We start from the raw sequence: 17319 nt of genomic DNA on the forward strand, positions 1-17319 counted from the left end.
TATATAATTGTTAATCTGGGAACTAGATCGAATTAAGCTTCGATTTCAGTAACCATACCTGAACCAACAGTACGTCCACCTTCACGGATTGAGAATGTAGTACCTTGTTCAACGGCGATTGGGTGGATCAACTCAACGTCGATAGTCACGTTATCACCAGGCATTACCATTTCAGTTCCTGCTGGAAGTTCGATAGATCCAGTTACGTCAGTTGTACGGAAGTAGAACTGTGGACGGTAGTTGTTGAAGAATGGAGTATGACGTCCACCTTCTTCTTTAGTAAGGATGTAAACTTCACCTTTGAATTTAGTGTGTGGGTTGATTGAACCTGGTTTAGCGATAACTTGTCCACGTTCGATTTCATCACGTTGGATACCACGAAGAAGCACACCAACGTTATCCCCTGCAAGACCTTCGTCAAGTTGTTTACGGAACATTTCAACACCAGTAACAACTGCTTTTTGGATTTCTTCTTTGATACCAACGATTTCGATTTCGTCGTTGACACGAACAACACCACGGTCGATACGACCTGAAGCAACTGTACCACGTCCAGTGATTGAGAATACGTCTTCGACTGGAAGAAGCAATGGTTTGTCAGTATCGCGTTCTGGTTCTGGGATGTACTCATCAACAGTATCCATCAATTCCATGATGATGTCTTCATATTTAGAGTCACCTTCAAGAGCTTTAAGAGCTGAACCTTGGATAACTGGAAGGTCATCACCTGGGAAATCGTATTCTGAAAGAAGGTCACGGATTTCCATTTCAACCAATTCAAGCAATTCTTCATCGTCAACCAAGTCAACTTTGTTCATGAAGACGATCAAGTGTTTAACACCAACCTGACGTGAAAGAAGGATGTGTTCACGTGTTTGTGGCATTGGTCCATCAGTTGAAGCTACTACAAGGATAGCTCCGTCCATTTGAGCGGCACCAGTGATCATATTTTTAACATAGTCCGCGTGTCCTGGAGCGTCGATGTGAGCGTAGTGACGTTTAGCAGTTTCGTACTCAACGTGTGCAGTGTTGATAGTGATACCGCGTTCGCGTTCTTCTGGAGCAGCATCGATAGACGCATAGTCTTTTGGTTGGTTAACTGATGAAGGCAAGCGACGTGCCAAAACAGTTGTGATTGCTGCAGTTAGGGTAGTTTTACCGTGGTCAACGTGTCCGATTGTACCGATGTTAACGTGCGGTTTACTACGATCGTATTTTTCTTTTGCCATTTGAGTAAAAGCCTCCAATAAAATATATTTTATAGATAGACAGTAGGCAATACAGTCTAACTTTCCTTACTATTCTATCGAATTTTAGATAAAATTGCAAGACTTTTACCTATATTTTCTTAATTATTCCTCTTCTTTCCTTTTGTTTTGTCCTCTTGCTGAAAGATCCTGATCAAGCTTTGAAAATCCTCATTTGAAATCTTCAATTTAAACTCGTTAAACATCTTCTATCACTTCGTTTCAGAGCAGAAAAAATCGGAACAATGTTCCGATTTTTTTAACCTGAATTTCGTAATCCTGTAGCCACTCCATTGATGGTGATATGGATTAGCTTGTCTTGATCGGCTGATAGTTGTCCAGTCCGTTGACGTCGAATCAATTCTAACTGAATATAGTTCAAGACGTTAAAGTACGGCATCCGATAATCCAAACTTTCTTTCAGATAAGGGTTTTCCGTGAGCAATTCGTCATGCTCCTCAATCATCAGGATGATATCCTTGGTCAATTGCCATTCATGTAAGATAATCTGATAGATATTGCGGACTTCTTCTTCCTCACACAATTGCGCATACTCAAAGGCAATATCCATGTTGGCTTTGGATAAGACCATGTCCACATTTGACAAGAGAGATTGGAAGAAAGGCCAGTTCTTATACATATATCGAAGGGTTTCAATATTCTCAGGATCCTCATCGATAAATTCCTTAAAGCTAGAACCTACTCCATACCAACCAGGGAACATCACCCGACTTTGTGACCAAGAGAATACCCAAGGAATGGCACGCAAACCACCAATTTCTGTAATAGTCTTACGGGCAGCTGGACGCGAACCAATATTAAAGCTAGAAATAGCTTTGATCGGACTTGATTCAAAGAAGTAATCATAGAAGTGCTCATTTCCAAAGACCAAATCACGATAGATATCGTAACTGCGATTCACGACTTTATCCATGACTTCCCCGAAACGATCAAACATAGAAAATGGACTCTTTTGTTCTGAAATCATGCGGTTAATAGTTGCAGAAACAAGCATCTCAAGGTTGTAGTAGGCGGCATCTTTGTTCCCGTATTTATTGCCGATCACTTCCCCTTGCTCCGTTAAGCGGATACGGTCATTAATAGATTTCAACGGTTGAGAAGTGATGGCTTCATAGGTTGGACCTCCACCACGTCCAACGGTACCACCACGTCCATGGAAGAAGGTAATCTTCACTCCAAACTCATCTCCGATAGCGGTCAATTGTTGTTGGGCTTTAAAGAGGGTCCAACAAGAAGACAAGTAGCCACCATCCTTGTTAGAATCCGAGTAACCTAACATAATTTCTTGATAGTTGTTCTTAGAAGCAATCCAACGTTTGGCAATTGGAAGAGACAAGTAGCTTCTCATAGTTTCTTCTGAATGATCCAAATCTTCGATTGTTTCAAACAAAGGTACGATTTGCACGCGAGCTTTTTCAGTATCAACTAAGCCCACTTCTTTCAACATCACAGCCAATTCCAACATATCTGATACACTTGTTGCATGAGAAATGATGTTTTGACGAATGACTTCTTCTCCTAAACGATCTTTCAATTCACGAGCCGTTTGGAAAATTGCTAGTTCTTTTTCAAGCAGTTCAGATTTTTCAGCATGGGTAGCTGATAAAATTCGTGGGTCTTCTAAGAGTTCTTTCAAGAGAACCTGACACTTTTCATCCTCTGATAAATCAGAATAATAGTCATTAATCCCTGCCGATTTCAATAATTCTGCTACACAGGCTTCATGCACACTAGAATCCTGGCGCATATCAATAGAGGCGAGATAGAATCCAAAAACATCGATGGCTTCTAGAAGTTCTGCAAACTCACCAGAAATTAAATACTCTGACTTGTTTTCTAACAAGGAATCTTTGATCTTTTTAAGGTCTTCTTTAAATTCTTGAGCAGAGGCATAAGCTGGAGCTTCTTTAGCAGAAATCTCCTTTAAGGCTCCAGAAATACGATTGCCAATATAATCAGAAACTGGCCCTTGTTGATGAGCGTTTGCTCCTAATAATCTCTCGACAGCATAACGATCTTCTCTAGTTTCTCCCACCATCGTCCATTCTTTTAAGTTAACCAAAGTTTGGATCAATTTGGACTGGATATAATGGAAAGCACGACGATACGGCTCTTTTTCACGAAAGACGGAGGTATCACTTGATTGGGCCGCCATTTCAGCTACCGCTTCACTTGTTTTAGATAGACTAGTTGAAAGGGAGAAATGACGGTATAATTTAGAAATCTTTTCGATGTAATAGTTCAAAATGACTTCACTTTGAATAGTTGCTGAACGTTTCAAGGTCTCAGCTGTTACAAACGGATTCCCGTCCCGGTCTCCCCCAATCCACATGCCCATTGTAATCGGACGAGGTTGTTCAAGCTCCAATCCATGCTCTTTTGCCAAGCGTTTGTATTCCAACATCAGGTTTGGAACAGCTTGCAAGAAGGAACTATTGTAATATTCCATGACGTTAGTGATCTCATTAGTAACCTTCAATTTTTTGTCACGAATCATATCCGTTTGCATCATGATTTCAATATTACAACGAAGGTTGTTGTACCACTTGTTTTCATTAATCAATCCCGCTTTAACATCCCGGTGCTGACGAAGAAGAGCATGAATATGATTAGTCAAATCCAGCATGGTTTTTCTTTGAACTTGAGTTGGGTGGGCTGTTAAAACCGGTACAATATTGAGATTTTCAAGAATTTCTTGTGCATCTTCATTCTTCGCAACTTCTTTAATGGTTGAAGAAAGTTTTCCGAGATATTCGCCATCCACATTATTCAAATGATTAATTTCATAGGCCAAATCGACATCTTCTGAGATGTTAATCAAGAGTGGTAAAATGGCAAAATAACGTGAAATCACTGTCATTTCTTCATTTGTCAATTGTTCCACTAGTTGATTCAACTCACGATAGTTCTTTGTTTTTGATAGATCCTTCAACTGAGTAATTTTATCAAAGGTTTCCGGACGAACCAAATTTTTCGTAATATCATCTAATAAATTGGTTAAAATTTCGGCTTCTTCTTTGATAATATCTTTATTTGTGAAGTTCTCTAATTTTTGTAAGACCATTTTTTCTCCTTTTTGAATAGCTATTAAACAATTCCCTTTTAATAATAAGGTTTGATTTTACCTTTTTCTTCAAAAACCATGCCTTCTTGTTCCATCTTGGCCCGTTTTTCACTCGCGTCGATATTCAAAACAAAAGCAATCGCTACGGATAAGACCCATAAGCTATTTCCCCCTTGAGACAAGAAGGGGAAGGTCACTCCAGTAGACGGAATCAAACCAGAAATTCCTCCGATGTTAATGAAGGTTTGTACCAAGATCATCCCACCGATCCCAATGGCCATCATCGAATTAAAAGGGTTCTTCGCTCGAATACCGACTAAAATGATCCGAAGAATTAAGAAGAATAAGAGGGCAAGAATCAAGCTAGCTCCAACAAAACCTAATTCTTCAATCACAATCGCAAACACAAAATCTGTGTGAGCTTCTGGTAAGTAACCTTGTTTTTCAATGGAATTTCCAAGTCCCAAGCCAAACCAACCACCGTTACTCATGGCATAGTAGGAATTGGCTAATTGGTGACCTGCACCAGACAAATCATTAAAAGGATTAAAGAAAGCACTAAACCGTTTAGCTACATAACCAAAAACAGGAATTTTAGCGACACGGTCCACACCGATGATCCAAATGGAACCAAGGACAATGGTGGATACTCCAACAACTAAACCAAGTAAAGAGGTAAACCAACGGTAGCCCACTCCACTAGCCGTAATCATGATCAAGACCGTTAAGGCTAAGATCGTCGCATTTCCTAAGTCCGGCATGATCACAACGATTCCAATCAAAATCAAGGTCAGCCAACGCCAATCGTTTAAATTTCTTGGAATCCATTCATTGTGCGTCAAGGCTTGGTAATCATAATCACGGATTTCGTCTTGTCGCTTAGAAAAAATCAAAGCCAGATACCAGACTAAGATAACCTTGAGGTACTCTGCTGGCTGGATACTAAACCCTCCTGGGATCGTCAACCAACCGTGAGCACCGTTGACCGTATCTGTGATAAACCTGGACAGAATCAACAAAATCACTTCAATAAAGATGACAAAAGCCAGCACTTTTTTATTTCGAAGGAAGTTTAAGCTAAATTTATAAATCAAAGCGATGGTTAGGAGACTTAGGATGAAAAAGAGCCCCTGTGTCCGTACCATTCGAATCGAACTCACTCCACTTTGAATTGCCAAGGCACTTGTTGTCGAATAAACAACAATCAAGCCAATGATGGATAAAATCAAATAGGGAATGAGGATGGAATAATTTAAAAGATGTCTTTTTTCAATTTTCATAATTCACCATATTCCTAATGTTCAACCTTCATTATATCATTTTTAAGAAGCAAAACCAAGGAAAGGCCCGAAAAGATTCGGCTTCTTCCCAATTTTCGAGAAATACTCTAGTCATTCTTCTTATTTTCATATATTTTTATCCTTTTTCGATGAAAAGATTCCTTTTTATTGAAAATAATGGCTGAAATCGTGATCTTTTAAGCATTAAGTTTTGCCTTTTCGTTTGTTTTACGGTAAAATGATTTTGTATGAGAAAAAGGATAAAACCCGTTGTTCTCTTGGTCTTTTTTATCGGTTTCATTTCTTTTCTCGTTCTTTCACGAACGATTGCCGATCTGCAAGCCAGAGAGCGACAAAAAACAACCCAAACGATTCCGAACTCCAATACACCTAAAAAAACAACCACTGCAAGCTCTTCTTCTAAAAAAGAAGAAGACATCAATCCAGAACTGGTTGGCCGTCCAATCATTGATATCTCAGGCTGGCAATTGCCTAGTGAAATTGATTACGATGTTCTCTCCCAAAATGTGGGAGGTGTGATCGTTCGTGTCCATAGTGGGGCTCAAGCTAAAAAGGAAAATGCGGCGACCCACTTAAATGGTCTGGATAAATCCTATAAAACCCATATCCAAGAATTCCAAAAACGAAATATCCCAGTCGCGGTCTATGCTTATGTCGCTGCTAAGGATAAAAAAGAAATGGAAAAAGAAGCAGAAGAATTTTACAAGGCTGCTTCTCCTTACAAGCCGACCTACTATTGGTTAGATGTTGAGGAAAAAACCATGAAGGATATGAACGCAGGTGTTGAAGCTTTCCGAGCAAAACTACAAGCTTTGGGTGCCAAAAATATTGGACTCTATATCGGAACCTACTTCATGGAAGAACATAGTATCTCCACTGATAAATTTACGGCTCTTTGGATTCCTACTTATGGATTTGATGATGGCTATTATAATGCTGCGCCAGATACCAATACGGAATACGACTTGCATCAATATACCTCTCAAGGGCAATTAAATGGATTCTCACACTACTTGGATCTCAACCAGATTGCTCCGACGCAAGACCAAGAAGCGATTTATCGGAAACTATTCAAGGTACAAAAAGATGGCTCTTCCTCATAGCCTCAAAACAGCAGATCAAGTGATCTTCACTTTTTCTGCTGTTTTCTATGTTTAGAGGCTTAGACAATATCGCAGCTATTATATGTTATAATGGTCTAATGAAATCTGATTTTGTAGAGAAAAAGAGAAAAAGAGAAAAGGAGAAAGCCATGGCAAAAAAAAATAAGGTGAAGAAAACCTTGGTCGAGCAGATCTTGACTAAAGCAAAAATTGAGCACATAGGCTTACAAATCAACGCTTTAGAAGGGATCTTACCAGAAGGAATTGATCGCTCTACTATTTTCAAAACCCTAGCTCTCAAAGGAGATAAAACGGGGCCCGTGATTGGGATCATTCCTATTACAGAGCATCTTTCAGAGAAAAAGTTAGCCAAATTATCAGGGAATAAGAAAATCGCTATGATTCCTCAAAAAGATCTTGAAAAAACAACGGGTTATATTCATGGGGCCAATAATCCGGTGGGCATTCGCCAAAAGCATTCTTTTCCTATTTTTATCGATGAATCAGCCCTTCAGTTAGAAACCATGATCGTATCTGCTGGAGAAATTGGCCATAGTATTCAAATCAAACCACAACTTCTAGCAGACTTCGTAAAGGCGACTTTTGCAGATATTTTGGAATAAAGACAGAGAAGGAGATAAGATTGTGAAACTATATTTTATTCGACACGGACGGACAGAATGGAATGAAGAAGGACGTTTTCAAGGATCAAATGGCGATTCTCCGCTATTACCAGCCTCCATTCATCAGCTTGAAAAATTAGGAAAGCATCTAGCTACTGTCCCTTTTGATGCAGCTTTTGCAAGTGATCTGCCACGGACAGTCCATACTGCACAGATCATTCTCGATCAATTGGAGACACCTCTAAAATTGCAACCAACGCCTGCTCTTCGTGAGTGGAATTTGGGAAAATTAGAAGGAGCTAAAATTTCTACCATTTCGGCTATCTATCCCCAACAAATGGATGCGTTTCGACATAACCTCGCCCGTTTTCAAAATGAAATCTTTGATGCAGAATCTGTTTATGAAACAACCAAACGTACCTGTGATTTTGTAAAAAGTCTGAAAGAAAAAGAGCTTGATACCGTTCTCATTGTTGGACACGGAGCTAATTTGACAGCTTCTATTCGAACCTTGCTCGGTTATGAAATCGGAGAACTCCGCAAAAATGGTGGACTAGATAATGCCAGCGTGACGGTTTTGACAACAGATGATTTTGAGCACTATCACTTAGAAAAATGGAATGATACCTCTTATATAGAGGACTAAAAAAAACACTGATCGCAAGATCAGTGTTTTTTAGAATGCAGGCAAACTGTTTATCACCTAAAATAGCTAGTTGAATCTTCAAAAATATGATTCTATTTTCTTTAGTTAGTTAAGTTTATACAAAACTTTCCGCTGTGAGAAAAGTGCCTGAAACACAATTGTTTCAGGCACTCGGAATTATTGAGACCTTAGGCTCAATAATTAGTCATGGAACTTCGTAGAAGTTCGCTGACGTCCGTACTCACCTAAGGAAAGTTTTTTAGAAGACTTTTCTTCAATCTGATACACTGATCGCAAGATCAGTGTTTTCTTTTAGCTTATTTCATGGTTGGGAAGAGAAGAACGTCGCGAATCGTTGTTACATTTGTCAACAACATAACGAGGCGGTCAATACCAATTCCAAGTCCACCTGTTGGTGGCATACCATATTCGAGAGCTTCAACGTAGTCATAGTCGATGCCTGTAGCTTCGTCATCTCCCAATTCTTTCGCACGCGCTTGCGCTTCAAACCGTTGCAATTGATCGATCGGATCATTCAATTCCGTGAAGGCATTGGCATACTCTTTGGTCATGATGAAGAGTTCGAAACGGTCAGTGAAGCGTGGGTCTTCTGGATTTTTCTTAGCCAAAGGTGACACTGCTACTGGGTGACCATAAACAAAAGTTGGTTGCGTCAAGGTTTCTTCAACAAATTCTTCGAAGAAAGCATTGATAATTTGTCCCACTTCTGTGTAGTGTTTTTCTACTGGTACATGTTTTTCGTTTGCAAGTGCTACAGCTTCTTCAAAGGTCATGTCTTGCCAGAAGTCAATACCTGTGATTTCTTTGATCGCATCAACCATGTGAACTCGTTTGAATGGTTCGTTGATTTTGATTTCTGTTCCTTGATAGTCAATTGGACCATCTCCATGGACCGCTTTAGCAGCATGTTGAATGATACCTTCTGTTAAATCCATGATATCGTGGAAGTCAGCGTAAGCTTGGTAGACTTCGATCGAAGTAAATTCAGGGTTGTGAGTGGCATCCATTCCTTCGTTACGGAAGATCCGTCCGATTTCGTAAACGCGTTCCATCCCACCAACAATCAAACGTTTCAAGTGGAGCTCAGTCGCGATACGAAGCACCATGTCAATATTTTGCGCATTGTGGTGAGTGATAAATGGTTTGGCAGCAGCACCCCCAGCTTCATTGTGAAGCACAGGTGTTTCCACTTCAAGGAATCCTTGACCATCTAAATAACGACGGATTTCAGAAATAATTTTTGAACGAGTTACGAAACGTTCGAAGCTTTCACGGTTTGAAATCAAATCCAAATAACGTTTGCGATAGATGGTTTCCACATCTGAAAGTCCGTGGAATTTTTCAGGCAAGGGACGAAGGGCTTTTGATAAATGCGTAATGTGAGTAGCTTTGATTGAAAGCTCACCCATGTCGGTCCGCATCACTTCTCCTTCTACCCCAAGGAAATCTCCAAGGTCTGCTTTTTTGAAGATCTCGTAGTTTTCTTCTCCAACAGCATCCTTACGAACGTAAATTTGGATTTGACCTTCACGGTCTTGAAGATGGGCAAAGCCAACCTTTCCTTTTCCACGTTTGGTTACGAGACGACCCGCAATAATAGCTGTTTCGTTCAAGTCGTGGAGTTGTTCTTTATCTAATTCTGAATATTTTTCTTTTAATTGACCTGAATTTGCAGTACGTTCGAATCGTTTTCCAAATGGATCGATTCCTTGTTCACGAAGGGCCGCCATTTTCTCACGACGGACAATCTGCTGGTCATTCAATTCTTCCATATGTTCAGTAGTCATTTGGAACCTCCTAAGTTATTCTCCCCTATTCTATCATATTTAGACTAGAAATTCACTAATATTTACCAATTAAACAAAAATAAGATGGAAGAAAAAATGCAGCTTCTTGAATGAATACTCAAAAATATCAGAACACCGTCGTTGACTCCCCAAACAGCATGAACTATCTAAGGCAAGATAATTAAAAAGGTTTCGATATACCATTTAACAAAAACATAAAAAAGGAGCGTGGAGAATCTTGAACAACTCATCCTGACTCGCTCCCATTTTTTTATTCATAACGCAAGGCCTCGATCGGATTTAACTTAGAAGCCTTATTTGCTGGTAAAATCCCAAAGAGAATGCCTACAAAAGCAGAGAAAATAATGCTACCGATTGCGACATTTAAGGAAATAATCGGTGGTCCTTCTAAGGAGGCTGCAGCAAGGGAAGTAATTAAGCTATTCACACCATAAGCAAGTCCAAGACCAATCAACCCTCCAATGATGGTCAAGACCATAGATTCTATCAAAAATTGAACCAGAATCTTACCTCGGGTTGCTCCCAAAGCCTTGCGAAGACCGATTTCTCTCGTCCGTTCGGTAACAGAGACAAGCATGATATTCATGACTCCTATCCCACCAACTAAGAGGGAAATCCCTGCAATAGCACCGATCACTGTCGTCATAATTCCGACCACTTTGTTGGTTTCCTCTAGGATGCTATCCAAATTAAAGATTTGGAATTCCCCTTGGCGAACACCTGAAAGTTCTGTTAGCTTTTGAGCAGCTTCGATCCCAACGGATTTGATTTGTTTCACATCCGGTACATGGACGACAATATTTTGAATTTCATCCGTTCCGAATTCAGAAGCCAGCTGAGTATTGGCCATCAAGGCACTTCCACCTGAAGAAGCTCCATAGAGGGCAGTCCCTGCATTTGGATCCTTGAAAATTCCAACGACGCGATAATTGTTGTCCCCAACAGAGACCACCTGATTCAGTGGATTTTCCGTTCCAAATAATTGTTGAGCCAAGCCTTCATCAAGAAGCACTACCCGTGAGAAATTACTATAGTCTGCAGGCGTTAATTTTCGGCCAGATAGGAGTTCCACCTTCTTGACAGAAAAATAGGTCTCATTTACCCCTTGGATATTCACCCCGTCTGCTTTCTTCTTTTGAAAAGCAATGGTTGCATTGGAGGTATTGCCTACATAATAGCCATCGATTCCTTGAATCTTGGTTAATTCCTTGACCCAAGATTCTTGCACAACTGGTGGTGCTTCTTTGACTTGACCATCAATATCTTCAGCATTTTCTCCCTCGATATCCGATGGAGCAGCCATCCCTCGATCCTCAGCTGCAGGGCCACTTTCGCCTCCGCCTTCTCCTGTATCCTCAGAGGGACCTATATTGATCCCCGTCACATAACCACTCTTATTGGGAGAATAGGAGATTTGTACATATTCTTGGTCCTTAGTGAAGGTCTTGGTAACACCAGCTTTCATGCCATCTCCAAGAGCCATGATGACAACAACAGAGGCAACTCCTATAATGATCCCCACCATGGTCAAGAAAGACCGTAATTTATGGCTCATAATCGAGCTGATTGCAAATTTCCAATTTTGCATTAGGTCCCCCTTTCCAGCTTGCTATCTGAGGAGATCACTCCATCACGAATGACAATGCGACGATGAGCAAAAGCTGCAATTTCTGGTTCGTGTGTAACCATGATAATGGTCTTTCCTTCTTGATTCAGCTTGGTTAACAAGTCCATTATTTGCTCTCCCGTCTTGGTATCTAGGGCACCAGTCGGCTCATCTGCTAAGACGATGGCTGGCTGATTGACGAGAGCTCGAGCTATAGCAACCCGCTGTTTTTGACCTCCAGAGAGTTCCGAAGGCAAATGGTGCATGCGAGAATGAAGCTCTACCTTTTCAAGATATTGCTCAGCTAATTCCTTTCTTTTAGTAGGATGAACCCCTGCATAAATGAGAGGGAGTTCTACATTTTGAAAAGCATTGAGCTTGGAGAGAAGAAAGAATTGTTGAAAGACAAAACCAATCTGTTCATTTCGAACACGCGCTAATTTTTTCTCACTGAGATTTCCGACTTCCTGGCCTTCTAGGAAATATTCTCCACTGGTCGGCCTGTCCAACAAGCCAATGACGTTCATCAAGGTTGATTTTCCTGAGCCAGATGGGCCCATAATAGCCACAAACTCGCCCTCTTCGACTTCTAAATCGATGTCTTTTAAGACACGAAGTTCTTGGTCTCCATTTTTATAGGTTTTATTGATTCCTTTTAGTTCAATCAATTTTGTCATATTTTCCGATCTCTTTTCCATCTTCCAGTTTCTCATTAGGATTCACAATAACTTGGGCATCTTTCTTCAAGCCTGACAAGATTTCCTGGTTTTCTGCATCGGCGTTACCAAGCGTCACTTTTACTTTCTTAGCCTTACCATTTTCGACCGTCCATACATAACTCGTATCTCCATCAGCCATGACACTGGTCACGGGAACAAGGGGATGTTGAGTAGAACTTTTGACTTCAATATTGACAGAAAAGCCTTGTTTGAGTTCCCCAATGTCACTAGTAATATCTACTGTGAATGGGTACTTGGCTCCCCCACTTCCTTGTGTTCCACCTGCTGCATTGGCCCCTGCTTGACCCGCGTCAGTCGGATAATTCGCTACATAAGAAATCTTTCCTGTCCAGGTTTTATCCGGATAAACTTTGGAAGTGAGAACCACTTCCTGACCTTCAGAGATATTGGCCAAATTGTATTCAGATAATTCCCCTTTGACTTGTAAATTTCCGTTGCTCACAATGTGAACCAGAGTTTGGTTGGTCCCTGTAGTCGATTTTGAAACATCTTTATTGACTTCGACCACAGTGCCATCTGTATTACTCTTGACTGTTGTCGCATCCAGAAGTGCCTTAGCCTTGTTCATATTATCAACCGCATCAGACTTGGCATCTCGTAAATCGCTAGCTTGAGAATCAACAGTGCGTTGGGTCTGTGAAGCTGACTTGGCATCTGCTTCTTCATCTCCTGTCGTATCAATGCTCACACCATTTGTCAGTAAATCATTTAACTGACGATCTGCCTTATTGACAGCACGAACGGCTGCATCGTAAGCTGTTTGGGCCTCCGTACTGCTATATTGAACGATTGGCTGACCGGCCGTCACTTGATCTCCTACATTGACCAAAATCGACTGCAAATCACCTTTGGTTCCATCAAAATAGACATACTGCTCCTGATTGGCAGTGACCTTCCCAGTTAACAAGACCGAAGAAGCGATCGAGCCATCCTTGACCGTTTGCACCATTAGAGTTTCTTTAGTGACTGCTTGATCAGGAGTACTTGGATGTGAAAACACCATCACACTTCCTGTTCCAATCACCGCAATTGCCGCACCTGCGGCTGTAAATAGTTGCCATTTTTTCAATTTCTTCATCGTTTTTCTCCATCAAAGAAAGCGTTTTTTTCTATACCATAGTATACCATATTTCCTTACTTTTCTATCTAAAATTGACACAGCAAAATGAAATTTAAATGCTTGGGAAATGCTAAACCCTTGACTTTTGTAACAGTTGATATTACAATCAAACTGAAATCCCATTTAGGAGGAAAACATGAAAGAATTTGATATTATTTCAATCGGTGGAGGTAGTGGAGGAATCGCTACGATGAACCGGGCTGGGGAGCACGGAGCACGCGCTGCTGTCATCGAAGAAAAACAATTGGGGGGCACCTGTGTCAACAGAGGATGTGTGCCTAAAAAGATTATGTGGTATGGTGCACAAATTGCAGAAGCCATTCGCGATTACGGGCCAGACTATGGTTTTACTTCTGAACAGACCAAATTTGATTTTGCAACCTTAAGAAAAAATCGTGAAGCCTATATTGATCGTTCTCGGAATTCTTATGATGGTAGTTTCAAACGCAATGGAGTCGAACTGATTGAAGGTCGTGCTCGTTTTGTGGATGCTCATACGGTTGAGGTAAATGGAGAGACCATCAAAGCCAAGCATATTGTAATTGCGACAGGAGCCTATCCTCATATTCCTTCTGTTCCTGGAGCAGAATTTGGCGAAACATCCGATGATGTCTTTGCTTGGGAAGAATTGCCAAGTTCCGTTGCCATTATTGGGGCTGGCTACATCGCGGTGGAACTAGCTGGTGTGCTCCACCATTTAGGAGTCCAAACAGACCTCTTCATCCGAAAAGATCGGGTTTTACGTAGTTTTGATTCCTACATTGTCGACGGCTTAATGGAAGAAATGAAAAAACAAAACCTTCCGCTTCACAAACATAAGGTTCCCATGAAGCTTGAAAAATTAGAAGATGGTCGGGTGAAGATTTATTTTGAGGATATGACCAGCCACGTGGCAGATCATGTTATCTGGGCAACGGGACGAAAACCAAACGTTCAGGATCTCAATCTAGAAGCTGCAGGCGTCACCTTAAATGAAAAAGGATTCATTGCAGTGGATGAATACCAGAATACAGTTATTCCAGGAATCTATGCTCTTGGGGATGTCACAGGAGAAAAAGAATTAACCCCTGTTGCTATTAAAGCTGGACGCACTCTTTCTGAACGACTATTCAATGGAAAAGTCAATGCCAAAATGGATTATACAAACATCCCGACTGTTGTCTTTTCTCACCCCGCTATCGGAACCGTTGGCCTAACGGAGGAAGAAGCCCAGCAAACTTATGGAAAAGAGAATATCAAAGTCTATACTTCTCAATTTGCTTCCATGTACACTGCTGTCACCCAACATCGTCAGCAAGCAAAATTCAAACTCATCACTGCTGGTCCCGAAGAAAGGGTCGTTGGCCTTCATGGTCTTGGCTACGGAGTCGATGAAATGATCCAAGGATTTGCAGTTGCTATCAAGATGGGAGCGACAAAAGCCGATTTCGATGCAACTGTCGCCATTCACCCAACCGGATCCGAAGAATTTGTGACCATGAGATAAAAAATAAGAGAGTGGGACAGAAATCGGTAATTCGTTAGAATTCGATTTCGTCGTCCCACCTCCGCACAGTTGAGTAGGGCTGTAAAAGCTGATGAAATCAGCGTAGTAGAGCCCACTCAACCACTGCGTCTTGCTCTACAATCCAAAAACAATTGAGAGGCTAGGACTTTTGTCCCAGCCTCTTTTTCTTTGTTTATGGTAAGATGGCAATGGCACGGACAGGTGAACCAGTTGCCTTGTCCCAGTGAGGGAAAGCAATCGAAATCAAAGCACCTACAGCTGGAACTTGGTCCAATTGGTTCAAGACTTCTACTTGGTAGATATTTTGTTCCAAAAGGTAGTATTCATTGACCAAGCCATGCTCTGCTGCTGGAATACCTGCATCGGTGTCAAAGGTTTCATGGCCCACAGCCTTGACATGGCGTTCATGAATCAAGAATTCCAAGGCTTCACGGCTCCATCCTGGACTTTGTTGAACCCCATTTTCGTCTAGGTTACGCATAGCATCTTGATCTGGCCAACGTTTTGACCAATCACTACGGAAGGCAACAAAAGCACCCTCAACAATTTGTCCATGCTCTGCCTCAAAGTCTAAGATATCTTGTTTGCTCAAGATAAAGTTTGGATTGGCTGCAACTTCTTTAGACTTGTCGATAACATAAAGTGGCAAGAGAAGATCTTTGAGGTCAATCTCATCCAACCAACGACCCCCTTCTACAAAGTGAATCGGTGCATCAATATGCGTTCCGTATTGACCAACCACTGTAAATTTTTGAACATGGAAGCCATCTTTTAATGTGAAAAGATCTTCTTGTTGCAAAGCAGGAAGGGCTGGGAAGTGTGGACTTTCCGCATTGATCTGGTGACTCAAGTCCACCCATTTTTTAGCTTGCAATTCTTTATAAATACTTAGTAAATCTGACATGTTTCTTCCTCCTTATTCGCCCCAAACTTCAGCGACAATTTCTTTAATCAAACCGATTTTTTTCCATTGGTCTTCTTCTGTCAAAATGTTTCCTTCTTCTGTTGAAGCAAATCCACACTGAGTAGACAGGTAAAGATTTTCCAACGGTACATACTGACTCGCTTCTTTAATACGAGCAATCACTTCGTCCTTGTTTTCCAATTGACCACTCTTAGATGTCAAGAGGCCTAACACCACTCCTTTACCAGGGGTTACTTCTGCAAGTGGTTCAAAACCACCGGCACGATCGGTATCAAACTCAAGGAAGTAAGCATTGACCGCTTCTTCTCCAAGGAGTTCTTTGGCAATCGGAGCATAGCCACCTGATGAAGCCCAAGTGGAATGGAAGTTCCCACGACAAACGTGCGTATTGACGGTCAAACCAGCTGGAACATGTTGGTAGACATCGTTGTTAAAGGTCAAGAAGAGATCAGCGAGTTCTCGGCGAACCTCATCTTTTGACTTGCCTTGAGCTGCTCCCCAAGCCGTCAAGAAATGATCGTCTACCAAGACACCCCACGTACAGTCATCCACTTGAAGAGTCCGAAGTCCTGCATCATACAAATCTTGAATCACTTGAAGATAGGCTTGCTTGATGTCTTCACGAACAGCCGCAAAATCAGGATAGATGTTATTCAATTGCTCTACATGTTCTGCATCACGGATCAATTCAAAATAGAATTGCGCAGGCGCTGGAATAGTATATTTAGGTTCTACACCATCTACATCTGCTACAAGATCACGCAAGAACTTGTAATGCTCTACAAATGGATGATTGGCTCCTGTGATTTTTCCAACGACAAGTGCTGAGTCCGCCTTGGTTGTTTCATCATGGAATTGATAGCCTTGAGCAGCTTGGACGTGATCAATGCCACCAAAGCCCCAGAAGAAATCCAAATGCCAATAAGCACGGCGGAATTCTCCATCTGTTACTGACTTCAGACCCGCAGCAATTTCTTTTTCAACGAGGTCACGAATCGCCTGATCTTCTACTTTTGTTAATTCAGCCTTACTGATTTTTCCAGCTGCGAAATCTTCACGAGCTTGAACCAAAGCTGCTGGACGAAGGAATGAACCAACATGGTCTATGCGATAAGGTGCATGTGTATGTGTCAATATGAATTCCTCTTTCCTATAAATTTTACATTAATTCACCAATGCAACCATTATAGCAGTCCAACACCTGATAAACAAGGGTTTGGGATAATCTAATATCTTTGACATCTATATAGTCTTAGACTATAACAAAAAAAGAAGTCCTTGAAGGACCTCTTTTGTATTTTAATTTTTAAATGCATCGAGCATAACTTGAAACTCTTCGTTCGTGAGTGTAATGCCTTTCCCCATCTTTGTATGGTCGGGACTCCAGGTCCGGATATCATACTTAGCTGGAGCACCGTTAAAACTTACACGGTTCAATTCCTTGGTCCAACCCTTGTCATTTTCTGACAAGACCAGTAGATGTTCTTCGATTTGGAATGAAAATTCTGCCATTTTACGACTCCTTTCTTGCCTTCTCATCTCTATTATTCGTAAATCATTTACAAAATCGTTGAAATTATCTATAAT

At 41.1% G+C, this 17319-nt stretch carries 14 protein-coding genes; 4 read left to right on the forward strand and 10 right to left on the reverse strand.

Annotated features, from left to right (window positions below; genetic code table 11):
- Window positions 1-32: 32 nt before the first annotated feature.
- The 3 genes from tuf to ftsW all read right to left on the reverse strand — a co-directional run bounded on the left by tuf (window position 33) and on the right by ftsW (window position 5612).
- Window positions 33-1229 carry an elongation factor Tu gene (tuf, locus tag O3626_RS02900; protein WP_003002543.1) on the reverse strand — a complete coding sequence of 399 codons (1197 nt, stop codon included), beginning with the start codon at window positions 1227-1229 and terminating at the stop codon, window positions 33-35.
- Window positions 1230-1506: 277 nt separating this feature from the next.
- A complete protein-coding gene (gene ppc / locus O3626_RS02905; RefSeq protein WP_371495189.1) occupies window positions 1507-4332 on the reverse strand; it encodes a phosphoenolpyruvate carboxylase in 2826 nt (941 codons plus the stop codon).
- 38 nt (window positions 4333-4370) lie between these two features.
- Window positions 4371-5612: a cell division peptidoglycan polymerase FtsW gene (gene ftsW, locus O3626_RS02910; RefSeq protein WP_195487672.1), complete on the reverse strand. Its 1242-nt coding sequence runs from the start codon at window positions 5610-5612 to the stop codon at window positions 4371-4373.
- Window positions 5613-5860: 248 nt separating this feature from the next.
- Here ftsW and O3626_RS02915 point away from each other — a divergent pair, with 248 nt between their 5' ends.
- The 3 genes from O3626_RS02915 to O3626_RS02925 all read left to right on the forward strand — a co-directional run bounded on the left by O3626_RS02915 (window position 5861) and on the right by O3626_RS02925 (window position 8005).
- Complete coding sequence (locus O3626_RS02915; protein ID WP_371495191.1) at window positions 5861-6736, forward strand: GH25 family lysozyme; 876 nt, start codon at window positions 5861-5863, stop codon at window positions 6734-6736.
- A gap of 149 nt (window positions 6737-6885) precedes the next feature.
- Window positions 6886-7359, forward strand: a complete 474-nt coding sequence (locus tag O3626_RS02920; RefSeq protein ID WP_023918663.1) for an aminoacyl-tRNA deacylase — start codon at window positions 6886-6888, stop codon at window positions 7357-7359.
- 22 nt (window positions 7360-7381) lie between these two features.
- Window positions 7382-8005, forward strand: a complete 624-nt coding sequence (locus O3626_RS02925; RefSeq protein WP_223141712.1) for a histidine phosphatase family protein — start codon at window positions 7382-7384, stop codon at window positions 8003-8005.
- 317 nt (window positions 8006-8322) lie between these two features.
- Here the strand turns inward: O3626_RS02925 and lysS are convergent, their stop codons facing one another.
- From lysS to O3626_RS02945, 4 genes are all read right to left on the reverse strand, one after another.
- A complete protein-coding gene (gene lysS / locus O3626_RS02930) occupies window positions 8323-9813 on the reverse strand; it encodes a lysine--tRNA ligase (protein ID WP_045759677.1) in 1491 nt (496 codons plus the stop codon).
- Window positions 9814-10084: 271 nt separating this feature from the next.
- Window positions 10085-11422 carry an ABC transporter permease gene (locus O3626_RS02935; RefSeq protein ID WP_371495194.1) on the reverse strand — a complete coding sequence of 446 codons (1338 nt, stop codon included), beginning with the start codon at window positions 11420-11422 and terminating at the stop codon, window positions 10085-10087.
- Complete coding sequence (locus O3626_RS02940) at window positions 11422-12117, reverse strand: ABC transporter ATP-binding protein (RefSeq protein WP_150906373.1); 696 nt, start codon at window positions 12115-12117, stop codon at window positions 11422-11424. Before O3626_RS02940 ends, O3626_RS02935 begins: the two co-directional genes overlap by 1 nt.
- Window positions 12101-13258, reverse strand: coding sequence for an efflux RND transporter periplasmic adaptor subunit (locus tag O3626_RS02945; protein ID WP_070665417.1), 1158 nt, complete (start codon window positions 13256-13258; stop codon window positions 12101-12103). Before O3626_RS02945 ends, O3626_RS02940 begins: the two co-directional genes overlap by 17 nt.
- Before the next feature lie 178 nt (window positions 13259-13436).
- Between O3626_RS02945 and gorA the strand changes: the two genes are divergently transcribed.
- Complete coding sequence (gorA, locus tag O3626_RS02950) at window positions 13437-14786, forward strand: glutathione-disulfide reductase (protein WP_371495196.1); 1350 nt, start codon at window positions 13437-13439, stop codon at window positions 14784-14786.
- Window positions 14787-14979: 193 nt separating this feature from the next.
- Here gorA and O3626_RS02955 read toward each other — a convergent pair whose 3' ends face one another.
- From O3626_RS02955 to O3626_RS02965, 3 genes are all read right to left on the reverse strand, one after another.
- Window positions 14980-15711, reverse strand: a complete 732-nt coding sequence (locus O3626_RS02955; protein ID WP_013903883.1) for a cyclase family protein — start codon at window positions 15709-15711, stop codon at window positions 14980-14982.
- A gap of 12 nt (window positions 15712-15723) precedes the next feature.
- The gene (locus O3626_RS02960) at window positions 15724-16866 is read right to left on the reverse strand and encodes a 5-methyltetrahydropteroyltriglutamate--homocysteine S-methyltransferase (protein WP_371495198.1); all 1143 of its coding nucleotides are present in this window, start codon (window positions 16864-16866) and stop codon (window positions 15724-15726) included.
- A gap of 165 nt (window positions 16867-17031) precedes the next feature.
- On the reverse strand, window positions 17032-17244 hold the full coding sequence (locus O3626_RS02965; protein ID WP_003002541.1) for a YdbC family protein: 213 nt from the start codon (window positions 17242-17244) through the stop codon (window positions 17032-17034).
- Between the last annotated feature and the right edge of the window lie 75 nt (window positions 17245-17319).

Origin of the sequence: Streptococcus sp. 20925_1_77, from assembly GCF_041432125.1 — a bacterium.
Classification (GTDB): Bacteria; Bacillota; Bacilli; order Lactobacillales; family Streptococcaceae; genus Streptococcus.